This window comes from Bacteroidota bacterium (assembly GCA_016194975.1).
GTDB lineage: Bacteria > Bacteroidota > Bacteroidia > Palsa-965 > Palsa-965.
In genome coordinates this window covers 168,074-184,921 of the sequence record JACQAM010000008.1, presented here as the reverse complement: position 1 = coordinate 184,921, position 16,848 = coordinate 168,074, and the positions used below count along the sequence as shown (strand labels likewise).

15 protein-coding genes are annotated in these 16,848 nt (G+C 44.1%); 8 read left to right on the top strand and 7 right to left on the bottom strand.

The genetic code is table 11. From position 1 onward, the window contains the following. Position 1: 1 nt before the first annotated feature. Complete coding sequence (ruvA, locus tag HY064_07050) at positions 2-586, bottom strand: Holliday junction branch migration protein RuvA (protein MBI3510404.1); 585 nt, start codon at positions 584-586, stop codon at positions 2-4. 120 nt (positions 587-706) lie between these two features. Beyond that, complete coding sequence (locus HY064_07045; GenBank protein MBI3510403.1) at positions 707-2,980, bottom strand: NADP-dependent malic enzyme; 2,274 nt, start codon at positions 2,978-2,980, stop codon at positions 707-709. Between the two features lie 253 nt (positions 2,981-3,233). Between HY064_07045 and HY064_07040 the strand changes: the two genes are divergently transcribed. Further along, a complete protein-coding gene (locus HY064_07040; GenBank protein ID MBI3510402.1) occupies positions 3,234-3,944 on the top strand; it encodes an NAD-dependent deacylase in 711 nt (236 codons plus the stop codon). Positions 3,945-3,972: 28 nt separating this feature from the next. Further along, on the top strand, positions 3,973-5,406 hold the full coding sequence (locus tag HY064_07035; protein ID MBI3510401.1) for a hypothetical protein: 1,434 nt from the start codon (positions 3,973-3,975) through the stop codon (positions 5,404-5,406). Between the two features lie 46 nt (positions 5,407-5,452). Here the strand turns inward: HY064_07035 and HY064_07030 are convergent, their stop codons facing one another. After that, positions 5,453-6,193, bottom strand: a complete 741-nt coding sequence (locus HY064_07030) for a T9SS type A sorting domain-containing protein (GenBank protein ID MBI3510400.1) — start codon at positions 6,191-6,193, stop codon at positions 5,453-5,455. Between the two features lie 271 nt (positions 6,194-6,464). Between HY064_07030 and HY064_07025 the strand changes: the two genes are divergently transcribed. From HY064_07025 to HY064_07000, 6 genes are all read left to right on the top strand, one after another. Next, on the top strand, positions 6,465-8,369 hold the full coding sequence (locus HY064_07025) for an Omp28-related outer membrane protein (protein MBI3510399.1): 1,905 nt from the start codon (positions 6,465-6,467) through the stop codon (positions 8,367-8,369). 143 nt (positions 8,370-8,512) lie between these two features. Then, positions 8,513-9,001, top strand: a complete 489-nt coding sequence (locus tag HY064_07020) for a TlpA family protein disulfide reductase (GenBank protein MBI3510398.1) — start codon at positions 8,513-8,515, stop codon at positions 8,999-9,001. A gap of 27 nt (positions 9,002-9,028) precedes the next feature. Further along, the gene (locus HY064_07015; GenBank protein ID MBI3510397.1) at positions 9,029-10,696 is read left to right on the top strand and encodes a hypothetical protein; all 1,668 of its coding nucleotides are present in this window, start codon (positions 9,029-9,031) and stop codon (positions 10,694-10,696) included. Positions 10,697-10,717: 21 nt separating this feature from the next. After that, positions 10,718-11,593: an Omp28-related outer membrane protein gene (locus HY064_07010; GenBank protein MBI3510396.1), complete on the top strand. Its 876-nt coding sequence runs from the start codon at positions 10,718-10,720 to the stop codon at positions 11,591-11,593. 313 nt (positions 11,594-11,906) lie between these two features. Further along, positions 11,907-12,479 (top strand): UbiX family flavin prenyltransferase, encoded by a 573-nt coding sequence (locus HY064_07005; protein ID MBI3510395.1) that lies wholly within the window; start codon positions 11,907-11,909, stop codon positions 12,477-12,479. Between the two features lie 317 nt (positions 12,480-12,796). Then, a complete protein-coding gene (locus HY064_07000; GenBank protein ID MBI3510394.1) occupies positions 12,797-12,991 on the top strand; it encodes a hypothetical protein in 195 nt (64 codons plus the stop codon). Here HY064_07000 and queG read toward each other — a convergent pair. From queG to ruvB, 4 genes are all read right to left on the bottom strand, one after another. Then, positions 12,981-13,910: a tRNA epoxyqueuosine(34) reductase QueG gene (gene queG, locus HY064_06995; GenBank protein ID MBI3510393.1), complete on the bottom strand. Its 930-nt coding sequence runs from the start codon at positions 13,908-13,910 to the stop codon at positions 12,981-12,983. The two genes, HY064_07000 and queG, sit on opposite strands and share 11 nt — an antisense overlap. A 67-nt stretch (positions 13,911-13,977) precedes the next feature. Further along, complete coding sequence (locus HY064_06990; protein ID MBI3510392.1) at positions 13,978-15,048, bottom strand: hypothetical protein; 1,071 nt, start codon at positions 15,046-15,048, stop codon at positions 13,978-13,980. Continuing rightward, entirely contained in the window at positions 15,045-15,686 is a 642-nt protein-coding gene (locus tag HY064_06985; GenBank protein MBI3510391.1) for a LysE family transporter, read from the bottom strand. Before HY064_06985 ends, HY064_06990 begins: the two co-directional genes overlap by 4 nt. Before the next feature lie 93 nt (positions 15,687-15,779). Beyond that, on the bottom strand, positions 15,780-16,808 hold the full coding sequence (ruvB, locus tag HY064_06980; GenBank protein MBI3510390.1) for a Holliday junction branch migration DNA helicase RuvB: 1,029 nt from the start codon (positions 16,806-16,808) through the stop codon (positions 15,780-15,782). Positions 16,809-16,848 lie beyond the last annotated feature (40 nt).

Genomic DNA, 16,848 nt, shown 5'->3' with positions numbered 1-16,848 from the left:
TTTACAGATTCTTTAAAGCCATTTTTATCAGGTGTTCAACTGAAACAGCGTTGCCTTCTGTTTTCAGCGAACGGTCCACCGCTTTTTCGGCGGCGTTTTTTGCGAAACCAAGCGTGACAAGTGCAGTCAGCGCTTCATCCCGCATTTTATGGTCAGACGCAAAAACCGATGAAGCGATGCCTGTATCTTTCGAAAATTTTCCTTTCAGGTCGACAATAATCCGCTGGGCCGATTTTTCACCAATGCCTTTTACCGCTTTCAGCGCTGCCACATTGCCAGAATGAATGGCCTGAGTCACTTCATCGGGGCTCATGGAAGAAAGGATCATGCGTGCGGTAGATGGCCCTACGCCGGAAACGGAAATGAGCTGTCGGAAAATTTCACGTTCCTGTTCTTCAGCAAAACCAAAAAGCACCAATGCATCTTCACGAACAGCAAGATGAGCATAAATGCGGCAGGAACCATTTTCAGGCAAAGCGGAAAATGTGTGCAGTGAAATATTCAGGTGGTAGCCGACTCCCGCGCAATTGAGAATGGCGAATGTCGGCGTTTTCAATGTTAGTTTTCCCTCGAAATGATCGTACATAAAATCAGAAATTCTAAACCCCAAATCCTAAATTCCAAGACCCGGAATGGAGAAACGCTTTAGTTCATTTGATATTTGGCGTTGGGGATTTATTTTTTGGAATTTGTTGTTTTGTTGTTTTTAATTCTTTCTCGACTGTGCATCTACAACTGAAATGATCACCATGTTCACGATCTCGCGTACTGCACTTCCGAGTTGAAGCACGTGAACCGGTTTTTTCAATCCGAGCAGAACAGGGCCAATCGCTTCAGCTCCGCCCATTTCCTGTATGAGTTTGTAAGCGATGTTTCCTGATGCAAGATTCGGAAAAATGAAAGTATTCACTTTTTTTCCGACGAGTTCGCTGAATGGGAATTGTTCTTTCATCAACTCACTGTTCAATGCAATATTCGCCTGCATGTCGCCATCCACAATGAGTCCGGGATAATCACGATGCAGGATCTTCACGGCCTGACTCACTTTATCAGGAAGAATTCCGCCGGCTGATCCGAAATTGGAATAAGAGAGTAATGCAATTCTCGGAACAACATTGAACTGGCGAATGGCTTGCGCGGTGAGCACGGTAATGTCAACGAGTTCCTGTGCAGTCGGATCGACATTCATGGTCGTATCAGCGAAAAAGAAATTTCCTTTGCGCGTGGACATGATGTACATGCCTGCAACGCGGTTCACGCCTTCCTGCACGCCTATGCAATGCAGCGCGGGCACAATAGGCGCGCCGTACTTGCGCGTGAGGCCGGAGATCATCGCATCTGCCATTCCGGTTTCCACCATCATCGCACCGAAATAATTCCGCTCTAACATTGCTTTTTTCGCTTCATAAAGTGTAACACCGCGGCGTTTTCTTTTCTGAAAATACATCTCGCCAAAATGTACACGCTTTTCCTCCTGCGAAAATTCACGCGGATCGATGATGAGCGTATCACCGAGCTCGAGATTATTTTCTTCGATGAGGCGATTTATTTTCCCTACATCGCCCAGAAGAATTGGTTTTGCAATTCCTTCGTCGCGCACGACCTGCGCCGCTTTGAGAATTTTATAAGTATCTGCTTCTGCAAAGACCACACGCTTCGGATTCTGTTTTGCCTTTGTGGCGAGTCCGCGCATTAGTTTATTATCGCGGCCCAAACGATTCGTGAGATCGGATTTGTAAGTTTCCCAATCGGTGATCGGATTTTTTGCGATGCCGGAATCTATAGCAGCTTTTGCAACAGCAGGAGCTACTGTAGAAATAAGGCGTGAGTCAATTGGTTTGGGAATAATATACGTGGGACCAAATGAAAGATTGCGGAGGTCATAAGCGTGTCCCACATCATCAGGCACCGGCTCTTTCGCAAGATCGGCGATCGCGTATGCAGCAGCAAGTTTCATTGCTTCGTTGATCTGCGTAGCGCGCACATCGAGCGCACCGCGGAATATGAATGGAAATCCGAGAACATTATTCACCTGGTTCGGATAATCAGATCGGCCAGTAGCCATAATGATGTCGGGCCGTGCGGCCATTGCATCTTCATAGGGAATTTCCGGATCCGGATTGGCGAGCGCAAAAACAATGGCCTTAGGCGCCATAGAACGGATCATATCCTGGTTCACCACATTTCCCTTCGAAAGTCCCACAAAAACATCAGCACCTTTTATCGCCTCAGCGAGTGTTTTTTTTCCAATCGGTTTTACAGCGAAGAAACGTTTACTTTCATCAATATCATCCCGATCGGTAGTGAGTACACCTTTACTGTCGAGCATGAGAATATTTTCTTTCTTCACACCAACAGCAATGTACATTTTGGTACACGAAATTGCAGACGCGCCAGCGCCATTGACAACGAGTTTTACTTTATCTAATTTTTTTCCGGCGATCTCCACGGCATTGATAAGTGCTGCAGAAGAAATGATGGCGGTGCCGTGCTGATCATCATGCATCACCGGGATCTGCAATTCTTCCTTCAATCTTCTTTCGATCTCAAAACATTCCGGTGCTTTGATGTCTTCGAGATTAATTCCGCCGAATGTTGGTGCGATGGCTTTCACAGTCTGAACGAACACATCAATATTACTTGTGTCCACTTCAATGTCGAATACATCTATATCAGCGTAAATTTTAAAGAGCAATCCTTTTCCTTCCATTACCGGTTTGGATGCGAGCGAACCTATATTTCCCAAACCGAGAACTGCAGTGCCATTTGAAATTACAGCGACAAGATTTCCCTTCGAAGTGTACTTGTAAACATCATCGGGATTCTTTTCAATTTCAAGACAGGGTTCTGCAACACCGGGAGAATAAGCAAGTGTAAGATCACGCTGACTGCTGTAGGGTTTTGTCGGAAGTACTTCGATCTTGCCGGGACGGCCCTGTGAGTGATAATCGAGCGCGTCCTGTTTGCGGAATTTCGCCATAATCGGGTATAATTTTTAACTGACTTTCCCAATGAAATTTTCGAAAAAAGCCGGAATGACGAAGGTAATCAAATAGATCTTTCGTATCGCATCGTTTTTCTCAAACCCGGCCAATATAAATCTCTGATTTTCACACGCTCAAATTCCGATTCTGCCTCTGAAATTCTGCATTAGCCGGTAAGAGTGTTCCTGTTACTTTACCTGAATCCACAATTATTCTTCGCGTCAAATGCATTATCTTGTTTGACTCAAAATGAAACGGAAAAAGAACATTGTTGTTTTCACAGGAGCAGGCGTGAGCGCGGAAAGCGGTATCAGCACATTTCGCGACAGTGGAGGGTTGTGGGAAAAATATGACGTGCGCGATGTGGCTACACCCGAAGCGTGGATGAAAGATCCTGTGCTTGTACTTGAATTTTACAATCTGCGCAGAAAGCAAGTGATGGAAGCAAAGCCCAACGCCGCGCACCTGGCCATTGTAGAACTGGAAAAAAAATATGATGTACAGGTGATCACGCAGAATGTAGATGACCTCCATGAACGCGCGGGTTCTAAAAAAGTACTGCACCTGCACGGCGAAATAAAAAAAGCAAGAAGCACAAAAGATTCTTCTCTTGTTTACACCATCAAAGGATGGGAACTGAAAGCGGGCGAAAAATGCGAACTCGGATCACAGCTTCGTCCGCATATTGTATGGTTCGGTGAAATGGTGACCGAACTCGATCATGCGCAGTCGCTCGCTTCAGGCGCCGATGTTTTTATTATTGTAGGAACCTCTCTGAATGTTTACCCGGCGGCAGGGCTTGTGCATTTCGCAACTTCCTCCACCGAAATTTATCTGGTAGACCCAAATGAAGTGAATGACATTGGAATAAAAAATTTAACCGTAATAAAAAATACGGCTGGCAAAGGTGTTCCGGAACTGGTAAAGAAACTGATGAGTGTGGAACTGACCGAAAAGTAATTTCGTATAGAGGATGGGTAAAGGCAGAATGAAAAAAGGGATCCTCATATTCTCCGCGTTCGTATTTTTTTCATTTTCATCGTCGAAAAAAAGTAAGCTGAATAATTATCAGCCGCAAAAAAAATTCTCCGTGCAGGAACTGAAAGATGATTTCACTGCATTGAGAAAAAGACTGGAACTGAAAAATCCCGGACTCTACATTTACACACCGAAAGATCGTCTCGATAAAATATTTGACAGTCTCGCATCGGGCATCAGCAAACCGATGACCGATCTTGAATTCTATCGATACATTGCCCCGCTCACGTCATTCATCAAAGACGGGCACACGTTTGAATTTCCGGGCATGTCGTGCGAAAAATATTACACTTCCCATTCTCTTCTTTTCCCGTTCAAAGTACATTGCACTTCCGACCGGATCTTCACGGTGATGTGTGGTACGCGCGACACGAGTGTGCGCGACGGTTCGGAGATCATGAGCATCAACGGGATCCCGGCGAAAGAGATCGTCCGAAAAATAAAACTCTGTCTTCCGCGCGACGGAAATAATACAACTCTTCCTTCGTGGCTCATCGATCATTTTTTCCGCAACATGTTCTGTTTCGTTTTCGGCCCCTCGGAAAATTTTGTGACTGAATTCCGTTACGACGATCGCATCATTCACAATATTATCATCGAAGCTTCCTGCACCGACAGCATCAGTAAAATTGAGAAGGAGCGTTACCCCGCACGTTACGCATCACTCGTTCCTGCAACAGGAATTTCGCTCGACACGGTTCCGGGACTGCGAACCGCAATTCTCACCATCCGTTCATTCGACAAAAAAGAATTACACAAAAAGTACCACCAGTATTTCAAGACGGAGATCAGGAAATATTTTGCAGAGATGCAGGAAGAAAATATCCGGCATCTTATTATTGATCTTCGCGGCAATGGCGGTGGTAACCCTGATTACGCACGTTTCCTGGCAGCACATTTAGTCAGTGAGAAATTTGTGTACATCGAAAAATGCGTTCACGTTTCGCGCTTTCATTATAATGATCCGGGGAAAAGACTACACTCGCGATGGTATCCGTATTGCGGGATCGGGAAATTTTCGCCGGAGAAGAATAATTTTACCGGCGATATTTTCATTCTTGCCGACGGCGGAAGTTTTTCTGCAACAGGGGAATTCTGTGCTTTCATGAAAGAGAATAACCGCGCCACCTTCGTCGGCGAAGAAGCGGGAGGCAATACGGTTTTTTCCGGGGGATATATTTTTAAGAATCGTTTCATTCTCCCGCACACGAAACTCCAGGTGCATTGTTCCACTTTCTCGAGCGTGATAAAAGATAACGTGGTCAATGATGGACATGGCGTACTACCGGATCACATCATTGTCCCAACCACAGAAGACCTGATCATGAATAGAGATGTTTCGGAAGAATATGCGGAAGAACTGATCAGGAATAAAATGAAATAAAAAAAATCCCTACATCGCTGCAGGGATCTTTTTCAGAAATATTTTTTTAGTGCGCAACTACGAGCCGGCGGGTAGCAAGCGCTTTGCCCTGCGATTCGAGAATACAGAAATAAACACCCGGATCAAGAGAAGAAACATCCATGCGAATGGTTCCCTCGGCATCAGCGATCTCACTCTCCATCATTTTTTCTCCAAGCATATTATAGATAGCAAATTTCGCATCGGCAGAATTCTGATTTCCCATTTTGTAATTCATCATGAAAGAGGAAGACGCAGGATTCGGAGAAGGATTTGAAACTACCGGCTTAAAACTATTATTCGTGTGAATTCCAAGTCCGCCGCCGATCGCCATGTTATAATCAATCTCGAAATAGGAAGTATCATTTGCATTCGAAAGATTGAGCATGGCATAGCGAACACGAGTAACTCCCGGCTGATAGTTCGCATTAAAATCTGTAGTAAGAACACTTGTTCCGCCAGACGGCTCAGAAAATGCAAGCGAAAGAGAAGTGGCGGAAGAATAACAATTGATGTCGGTGCAGAACCAGGTAGTAGCACCCGGATCATTCAGTTGCAGGTTCGTTTTGCGAACCTTCATATTCACGGAATTCGGATTATTGATGTGCATGGTCCATGTGCGCGTATCGGTAACACTATCCGATACCCATAAGGTAACAGTGCTTCCGGTAACATCGTTCCCGCTTGCATCGGTTATAGTGAAAGAAGACTGGGCAGCAAGTCCCTGGTAAATGCTGAGCAACGTAACGGAGAGTAAAAACTTTTTCATTTCAATTCTTTTTTGGTGATGAGCTATTACAAACATACTAAACTAAATTCACTATTCCCACTACCGGATATGAGTTTGACTTAACCACTTGTTCATTGGTAAAATGAACATTTTCCGGATGAAAATCGGCCGTATTTGCAGAAAATGACCAATCGTTCAACTATCTTAACTGGATGCAATATTCCTCGCTTTTATATTTGAATGTTTGCATTTCCTGACTACCTTAGCCATTACTCTAAAAAAACCGATCAATTAACCACAAACAAACAACATGAAAAAGAAACTTTTACTATTCATTGCCGGAGCCGGCTTTGCGATCGGTGCAAATGCACAAACGCAACGTACCGTTCTCGCAGAAGAATTCACGCAGGCATCGTGCCCTCCGTGCGCCTCTCAGAATCCTGCATTCAATGCACTGCTTCAGGCAAACGGAAGCACAGTGGTTGCAGTAAAATACCAGACCAACTGGCCTGGTGTTGATCCAATGAATGTGCAGACACAAACTGACGTTGGTCCGCGTGTTACTTATTACAACTGCACGGGCGTTCCTTACGCACCGATGGACGGAAGTGTTGCAAACGTGAGTTCACCAAACTACGCTGGTGCGCCTGCGAACTGGACACAACCTATTATCAATACCGAGCAGGCGATCATGTCGCCATTCTCGCTTTCTGTTTCCCACACTATGTCTGCAGGATTTGATTCTGCATTCGTGACTGTTGTTGTAACAGCGGCGCAGAATTTCACTTCTTCCGGTGCGTTGAAACTTCAACTGGCAATGACTGAGAAGACCGTCACCTTCGCAACTCCTCCGGGATCGAATGGCGAGACTGTTTTCTATAATGTAATGCGTAAAATGTATCCATCGGCAAGCGGAACTACACTTGCTTCTTCATGGACCAACGCGCAAACACAGACTTTCAACTTTGCAATTGCGCTTCCTAATTACATCTATGATAAAGGGCAGGTTAATTTCGTTGCCTTTATTCAGGATGACGGAAACAAAGCAGTTGAGCAGGCTGCCGGCGATCAGCCGATCGCAATTACAAACGATGCTTCTGTAACCGCCGTTACCGGTGTTACAGGACTTTCATGCACAGGTAACTTCACACCAGTTGTTACTCTTAAAAACATGGGAGCTGTTACATTGACCTCCTGCAATATCATGGCGCAAGTTGATGCTTCGGCTCCGGTTTCTTTTGCATGGAGCGGAAGTCTTGCTGTTGGTGCAACTACTAACGTTACACTTCCTGCGATCACTGCAGGCGCAGGTTCTCATACTTTCACAACATGGGATGCAAGTCCGAATGGAACTCCTGACGTTAATACCAATTTCGATACTCAGGTTTCTAATTTTACTGTTAGCACTGCAGCAGGAGTTGTTCTGCCATTGGCGAATAATTTCTCATCTGCCGCTTTCCCTTATGCAAACTGGACGCTGAACAATCCGGATGCAGGCACCACATGGGCGCACGTAACTACAAACGGCGGCTCTGCAGAATATGATTGCTATAGCTACGGAACAGTTGGCGCTATTGACGAATTCATTGTGGAGCCGGTTGATCTGACCAGCATGACCAATGCTTCTCTGCAGTTCAACGTTGCTCACCGGCAATACAGCGCAAGTTATACCGATGCACTTTCTGTACTCGTATCTACAGACTGCGGCGCTACATGGACTCAGTTATGGTCTAAATCAGGAGCGACGCTTTCTACTGTTGCGGGCTACACTACCTCTCCATTCGTGCCAACTTCTGCACAATGGAGAGCCGAGTGCATCAATCTCTCTTCTTATTCCGGAAACAATAAAGTATTCATCATGTTCCGCGGAACAAACGGATATGGCAACAATATTTATGTTGACGATATCAATGTTAGCAACGTTGTTTGCCCAACAGGAGTAGAAGAGCACACTGCATTGAATGGAATCGACATCATCCCGAATCCTTTCGATCAGCAGGCAAACGTGAGCATCGATCTTGCCAACTCTTCTGATGTAACTGTAGAAGTTTACACGATGACAGGAGAACTTGTAAGCAAACAGGATGCTGGAACGCTTTCTTCCGGTAAGCAGGTTATCGCGATCAACGGCGCTGAACTTGCAAGCGGAATGTATTTCGTTACAGTTCGTGCCGGAGAAACAACTGTTACCCGTAAAGTTTCAGTTAGTCACTAATACATTTTCTCTATAGAGAAACCAATAAGAACTGACGGTTTTGGCGCGGAGTTTGCGTTATTACCGTCAGTTCTTTTTTCAAAAAAATTAAAACCAAATTCTTTCACATGAATCGCATTTCTTCTTTCGCTGTTATTCTTGTAATGATCTTCATGGCAAGTGCGTTCCGTTTTGATGATGCGTTGCCGAAAGTTCCTGCGGTGAATGTAAAATCGCTCGACGGGAAAGTGATCAGTACAGCCGATTTCAAGAATGACGGGAAACCCATCATCATTGATTTCTGGGCCACCTGGTGCGCTCCCTGCAAAAAAGAACTCAATGAGATCGCCGAAGTTTATCCCGACTGGCAGAAAGAATCAGGCGTGAAACTCATTGCTATTTCTATTGACGATGAACGGAATTCAATGAAAGTAAAACCCTACGTGGAAAGCAAAGACTGGGATTACGAAGTTTATCTCGACGAGAACCAGGATTTCAAACGTGCGATGAATGTGAATAATGTTCCGCATGTATTCGTGGTGAATGCCAATAATGAGATCGTGTGGCAAACGAATGTTTACACCGAGAATGGCGGAGTGGAAAAATTACACGATGTGGTGAACAAAGTTGCCAAAGGCGAAAAGCCGGAATAATATTACTTTCACAAAAACGCTATTACTGTGAAAAAAACCGTTGTGCTGATACCGGTGTGCATCGCCGGATTTTTTCAATTCATTTCTGCGCAGAATTCCAACCCGCTTTATAGCGGACAGATCCATGGAAATTTTGAGATTGATGCGCAATATTACAAACCCGATTCACTTATAGGCGCCGATTCGGTTCCTGAAAAAGCGCTGTTCAACGGATGGAGCAATGTGAATTATACCAATGGAAATTTTTCTGCCGGCGTACGTTATGAAAGTTACCTGAATCATCTGCAGGGATATCCGCAGGGATATGCAGGAACAGGAATTCCGTATCGTTTTGCTTCTTACAATAATGATAAATTAGAAATTACAGTGGGCAGCAGCTACGAACAATTCGGCAGCGGGCTCACGTTGCGCTGCTATGAAGAACGCGCACTCGGACTGGATAATGCACTCGATGGTTTTCGTGTGCGCTACAATCCTTACAAAGGAATTTATGTAAAAGGCGTTTGGGGCAAGCAAAGAAATTTTATGACCGATGGCCCTGGAATTGTGCGTGGAATTGACGGAGAAGTGAACCTGAATGAGCTTTTCGATTCTTGTTTTGCAAAAAGTAAAACGCAGATTATTCTCGGTGCAAATTTCGTGAGTAAGTATCAAGCCGATCTTGATCCGCTTTATGTGCTTCCTCAGAATGTAGGTTGCTGGTCGGAACGAATGAACATCATCCGCAACCGCGTGAATTTTTATGCCGAGTATGCTTATAAAATAAATGATCCGTCATCAGCGAACGGGTACATCTACAAACCCGGAAATGCATTATTCTCTTCTCTCACTTATTCGCAGAAAGGTCTTGGTATTTATCTCGGATTATTACGCATTGATAATTTTTCGTACCGCTCCGATCGCACTGCATCATTGACCTCACTCAACATCAATTACATTCCTGCGCTTACCAAACAACATACTTATGCACTCGCCGCTTATTATCCTTTCTCATCGCAACCTACCGGTGAATTGAGCTGGCAGGGCGAGATCGATTACAAATTGAAAAAAGGTTCTAAGCTCGGCGGAACATACGGAACTGATATTTCTCTCAATTATTCCGCGGCTTACGCTATTGACACAACGAAACTCAATGATCATTATGGCCTGGATCTTGGTTATACTCCCCATCCTTTTAAATTCAACGACAGTTTATTTTTCCAGGATATCAATCTTGAGATTTTCAAAAAGATAAATCACAAACTGAAAGGAACTTTACTGTTCGCCAGTTTTGTTTATAATAAAAATGTCATGCAGGGGAAACTCGGGTACCCGCTTATTCATTCTTATGTTGCGGTGGCTGATATTATTTACAAGGTGAATGATAAACTTGCATTCCGCACCGATGCAGAACACATGCTCGTGCAAAAAAATAATGACGCTACTGTCGATTACGGAAACTGGGCTTCGGTGCTCGAAGAAATTTCAATTGGCGAACATTTTTTTATTGCCGGAATGGATCAATACAATTACGGCAATCCGAATCCTGAGCACCGCATTCATTATTACAGCGCGCAGATCGGTTATTCGCGCGGAACAAATCGCATAGTACTTGGATACGGAAAACAACGCGCAGGAATTTTCTGCGTTGGCGGAGTATGTCGGCAAGTTCCTGCTTCCAACGGATTCACACTTACCATTACCAGTTCATTCTGATTTTTCTTAACTTTATTACAGATGAAAAAATATATTTTCTTCGCAACCGTTCTCATCAGCACATTTTTGTGGCGATGCGATTATATAAAAGTTCCACCGTACGCGGGCGGAAGCGGAATTGCACCAACTACAGATACAGTCCGAAAAGTTCTTGTTGAAGATTTTACCGGGCACACCTGCACGAATTGTCCCGATGCTGCGAATATGATCGATACGCTCGAACAATTATACCCCGATCAAATTATTCCTGTTGCTGTTCATACCACCGCATTCGCAGATCCTTGTCCGCCTGCTCCGCTGCCCGGTGGCGCTCCGCTTGGTTCTTACACGCAAGATTTTCGTGTTACAGGAGAAGATGCAGCATACGATGCAATATACGGCAGCAATTCCTGGCCTCCCCCGCAGGGAATGATCAATCATTATGGATATCCTCTTACTGTTCCAACGGGAGTTGGCGCATGGTCATCCACTGTAGCAGGAATTCTTGCACAACCCATGACCGCTTATTTAAAGATCACACCGACTTACAATTCCACTTCACGTTCGCTTTCTGTTTCTGTAAGCGGAAAAATAATGACGGATACCACCGGAACATTTCTGATCTCGCTTTATCTCGTTGAAGACAGCATTGTGGGCTGGCAACTCGTGCATGGTGTGAACGATTCCGATTATGTTTTCAATCACGTTTTTCGCGGATGCATCAATACACCCGGATCCATTTCCGGAGATACTGTTCTCACCGGGAATATTCCGAATGGAACTGCGATCAATTACACGATGACGAATTCATTTACAGTGAGCAATGCATTCAATGCAGCCCACTGCAAAGTGGTCGCTTACATTTACAAATCTTCGGATTACGGTGTGCTGCAGGCGGCGCAGGCGAAATTGCAGTGAGTTTTCTGCTGTACGAACTACGAAATTCACGAAGTACGAACTATGAAACCAGCGAATACACCCATTTCGCACTTCGTACAATAGTTGTATTATAACATAACCCGTAGCAAGAGGCGTAAAAAAAGACCTCAGCATTTTTACCGGAATCTTTTTTGAAATTTTTACATTGTCTTAGCTCCCATATTACCGGACACTTTTATTCAAAAGGATTAGGTTTAAAAGTATAATTTCTTGATTTCATTTTAGTGCTGCCGCGCAGGGAAATATTTCTTTAATTAGATGAAATATTCTATAAACAATTTACTCGACTCAAATGATTTCTAATTCGAAACAAAAAATTGTTGTTGCGATCACTGGCGCCAGCGGGAGCGTGTATGCGAAAGTGTTGCTCGATAAATTAGTGAAACTGAATTCGCAGGTAGAACATGTGGGTGTGGTGATGAGTGATAATGCAAAACAGATCTGGCAACAGGAAATTGGCGATGCATCTTTCGAAAAATATCCGTTTACGTTTTATGGCAAAATGGATTTCAATGCGCCGTTCGCGTCGGGCTCATCGAGTTTCCGGAGCATGATCGTTTGTCCGTGTTCGATGGGAACGCTTGCACGCATTGCATCCGGAGTTTCGAATGATCTTGTAACGCGCGCGGCTGACGTGATGCTGAAAGAAAGAAGAAAATTAATTCTCATTACACGCGACACACCACTCTCACTCATTCACATCAGCAATATGAAAACGGTGACAGAAGCCGGTGGAATTATTTGTCCGGCGTCGCCATCTTTTTACAGCGGCCCTAAAAATTTTGAAGAACTTGCTGCTACGGTCATTGATCGTGTGATCGATCTTTGCGGAATGGAACAGAAAACTTTTCGCTGGAAAGAGTGAAGAGGGAAGATTACAGATAGTTCAGATATACAGATTACAGATTTTGCGATTACAAATTGCTTTCTGTTTTCGGTTTTGAGTTCCTCGTGATTTTGAAACGCTGCCCGGGTTTTTTAGCCCCGTCGGTGCGCTCCTGAACAAAATTGCCCATGAACAAGTGATTAACCATAATTCGGCGGCCTGTTAATAATTTGACGCTGCTGGATTACAATAAATTAGCCCGCCACGCGACTTTTCTTTAGGAAATTTAACGGCGCATTTATAACTTGGTTATCCAGTCTCCCGTTATTTGTTCGATATAAATTGAAAGGAGTTTTATGATCGAATTCAGTAAACACATCCTCAAAAGCGTTTCTTTCGACAAGAATCTTTTCCGGAAAGAATTGAAAAAAATTCTCAATTGGGCCAAGCCCGATGAAGCGCTTCTACTCAAGGCATGGTGCCTGGCCACATTCGGGCACTTGTACGGTGATGTGATCGCCGATGCATTCCGCACGATGGCTAAGGCCTGAGAAAGCGGATATTTCTTTTCAGTCCTTCGAATTTTGTGCGCTTCACGGCTGATCGTTTGAACAGTTGCTGAAAAATTTCTTCCGTCAGCTCGGTCCATTCATTTTTCTTCATTGACAGAAGTTGTGCGTGTGGTTCGAATGCTTTTTCGTGATGTGATTTTGAAAACCTGTTCCATGGACACACATCCTGGCAAATATCGCAGCCGAACATCCAATCGTGGAATTTTCCTTTTTCATCTGCCGGAATTTCTCCTTCGAGTTCGATCGTAAAATAAGAAATGCATTTGCTTCCGTCGACCACGTAAGGAGCAACGATCGCATCGGTGGGGCAAGCGTCAATACATTTTGTGCATGTTCCGCAGAGATCACCGATGGGCCCGTCAGGTTCCAGTTCGATATCAAGAATAAGTTCTGCAACGAAAAAAAAAGAACCGCTTTCCTGATTGATGAGATTAGAATTTTTCCCGATCCAGCCGAGCCCGCTTTTTTCTGCCCACACTTTATCCATCACGGGTGCAGAATCGACAAACACGCGGCCATTTATTTCTTTCCCGATCTTCTGCTGAAGATTGAATAAAAATTCTTTCAGTTTTCTCTTGATCACGAAATGATAATCTTCTCCATAAGCGTAGATGGAAATTTTAGGAGCGGTTTCATCTTTCTGTTTTTTATCGGTGTAATAATTCAGCAGCAATGAAACAATGCTTTTCGCACCCGGGACTAATTTCCGCGGATCGAGTCGTTTGTCGAAATTTTCTTCCATCCACGACATTTCTCCGTGCATTTTTTTCTTCAGCCAGTTTTCGAGCCGCGGCGCCTGTTCTTCGAGAAATTCTGCTTTTGAAATTCCACAATAGTCGAAGCCAAGACGGCGGGCTTCCTGCTTTATGAATGTTGTATTGGAAGAAGTGGACACAATGATTTACAATGTACGATTTACAATGTACAATTTTTCGATTCTGCCAAGAGGTATTCTAAATTGTAAATTATCCGGCTTTCACCAATGGCTTTCTTGCTTTCTTCACTTCTTTCGAAAAATTATTTCTCCAGTATAGTTTCACCATCTGCCCGAATGAAAGAGGTTTCACTCCGCGTTTCATATTTATTCTTGAAATTTTTGCAAGCTGTTTCCAGTGCCATGCTTCCGATCGCAACGCGTTGAACCAACCTACACTGCTGTCGAAAATGTGGCCGGGATCACTTCCTGCACCGTTGAGTTCGATGATGCTGATATTTTTCCCGGTGTAAAAATCGTCTGTACTTTTTGCTTTGATGTCGAATCTTCCGTAATAAAATCCATTGAGTTCCTTTGCGATCCGGTCGAAAGCGATATTCATTTTTTCGTTGATGAGATGATTGCCATTGACGAAACGAGTTCCTCTCGAATGATTTCCGATCTGCTCCAGCACTTTTTCTTTTCCGGCAGGAAGAATTTCTTCCATTTGATTTCCGAGACGTTCTTCAAGTCCGCTCGCGTATATGCGCGCACGCAGATCTTTTTTCACGAGGTCGCGCACTGAAGATCTTCCGTCGCCTGTGACCGAAAGAAAATCTTTCAGCACAACAGAAGTTACTTTTCCATTTTCTTCACCGGGCATGCGGATGTAAAAAATTCCCGCTTCCACCGGATCTGTTATGAAAGACTGCACCATGTATTCTTCGCCGATATTTTCATGATAATTTTTCAGCGCGTCGGAAGAATGAATGATCTCCACTCCTTTTCCTGCGCCGCCCTTATCGGGTTTGGCAATGAAAGGAAAAATAATTTTTGCCAATTTAATTTCCGTAATCACTTCATCGATCGCAGAATTTTCATTAACAAAAACTGTCGGCGGTAAATACTGATCGGAAAATTGTTTCAGGATCGCAATTTTGCTTTCGCCGTAGAATCCACCGCTTTCAATATTCAGATTGGACGCTGTGAAAAAAGCAAGTGAGCGGGAACGAATTCCGAGCCAGAAATAATAAGGGAAGATCGGGAGAAATAAAAACCACACCGGCCAGTATTCGTAATGAAATACTTTCGTCCAGAAGCCGGTTTTATTTCCGCGTTTCATTTGCGTTTGAGAATTAACAATTTGATCGTTTGAACAAGAGCAAGCAGAATGAAAAGTGTTCCGAATATTTTATCGAGACTCCATTTTTTAAATTTATTCAGGAAGAAGTGGCGGAACCTGTGCGTGATCCAAACGACAAAAGAAATGAGAATGAATTCTCCGCAACCTGTTCCGGCAATGAAACAAATCTTATCTGCTGTATTGATGATCCTGAAAAAATCATATCCGTTCAGCATTACGAGTATCATCAGCCAGAAGGGAAGCAATTGCGGATTGAGAAATGACAATGTCATTCCTTTCAGAAAATCTGTTGCTTTCTGGTTCGCTGTTTCATCATCACCAACCCTGTCTTTTTTCTTGATGAAATTGAAAATTCCCATAGCGAGTAAAACAGGAACCACTCCCCATTCGAGAATTCTCAGGAGCGTTTCGCGTTCGAGCAGCCACGCCGATGCAAAAAGTGCGAATGAAGAATAAATAAATTCGGGAATACACACTCCCGTGCCGATGAGCAACGCTGCTTTTTTTCTTCCTTCGAGCACGGCCTGCATCACGGCAAGATTTACCGGGCCAAGTTGAATTGATCCTGCGAAACTTATTGCAGCGGTGAAAAGAAAAATAGAGAGCGAATGGAACAACGGGGTAAAAAAATTTACGATTTACAATGTACGATTTACGATTTTTACCAATGAAAAATGTAATTGTTGTGCTAAATAAAGTGAAAGAGAAAATTATTCTCCGAACAGCGTTCCTTTATCTTTCGGCGCAATTTTCCCAATGTGTTTGTACGCCATGTCGGTCGCTTGTCTTCCGCGCGGTGTGCGCGCGAGATAACCTTCCTGGATGAGAAACGGTTCGTACACTTCCTCGATCGTTCCTGATTCTTCACCAACAGCAGTGGAAATGGTGGTGATTCCAACCGGACCGCCTTTGAATTTATCGATGATCGCTGTGAGAATGCGGATATCCATTTCGTCAAGACCATTTTTATCGACGTTCAATTGCTGCAATCCATATTGCGCAATGGCAAGATCAACAATTCCATTTCCTTTTATCTGCGCAAAATCGCGTACGCGCCTCAGCAACGCATTTGCAATGCGCGGAGTTCCCCTGCTTCTTCTTGCAATTTCAAATGCAGCTTCTTCTTTTATTTCAACATTTAAAATTCCTGCAGAACGTTCCACAATTTTTTTCAGCAGTGTGGAATCGTAATATCCGAGACGGGATGTGATGCCGAACCGTGCGCGCAGTGGTGATGTGAGCAGGCCCGAGCGGGTGGTGGCGCCCACGAGTGTAAAGGGATTCAATTTGATCTGCACACTTCTTGCATTCGGCCCGCTGTCGAGCATGATGTCAATGCGGTAATCTTCCATTGCAGAATAAAGATATTCTTCCACCACGGGACTCAACCGGTGAATTTCATCAATGAAAAGCACATCGAACTGATCGAGATTCGTAAGTAGTCCGGCGAGATCACCGGGTTTATCGAGCACGGGCCCGGAAGTAATTTTAATATTCACTCCGAGTTCCTGCGCAATAATATTTGCGAGTGTAGTTTTGCCGAGGCCGGGAGGCCCATGAAGTAAAACATGATCAAGCGCTTCACTTCTCTGCTTTGCTGCCTGCACAAAAATTTTCAGATTATCGACAACTGATTCCTGTCCGCTGAATTCAGAAAAATCCTGCGGACGGAGAATTTTTTCGATTTCTTTTTCCGCGGGGCTCAGGTTTTCACTTTCGGGATCTATGTTGGGATTGATTGACATTGTTGTTCTGCAAATGTACGACGTACTATTTACA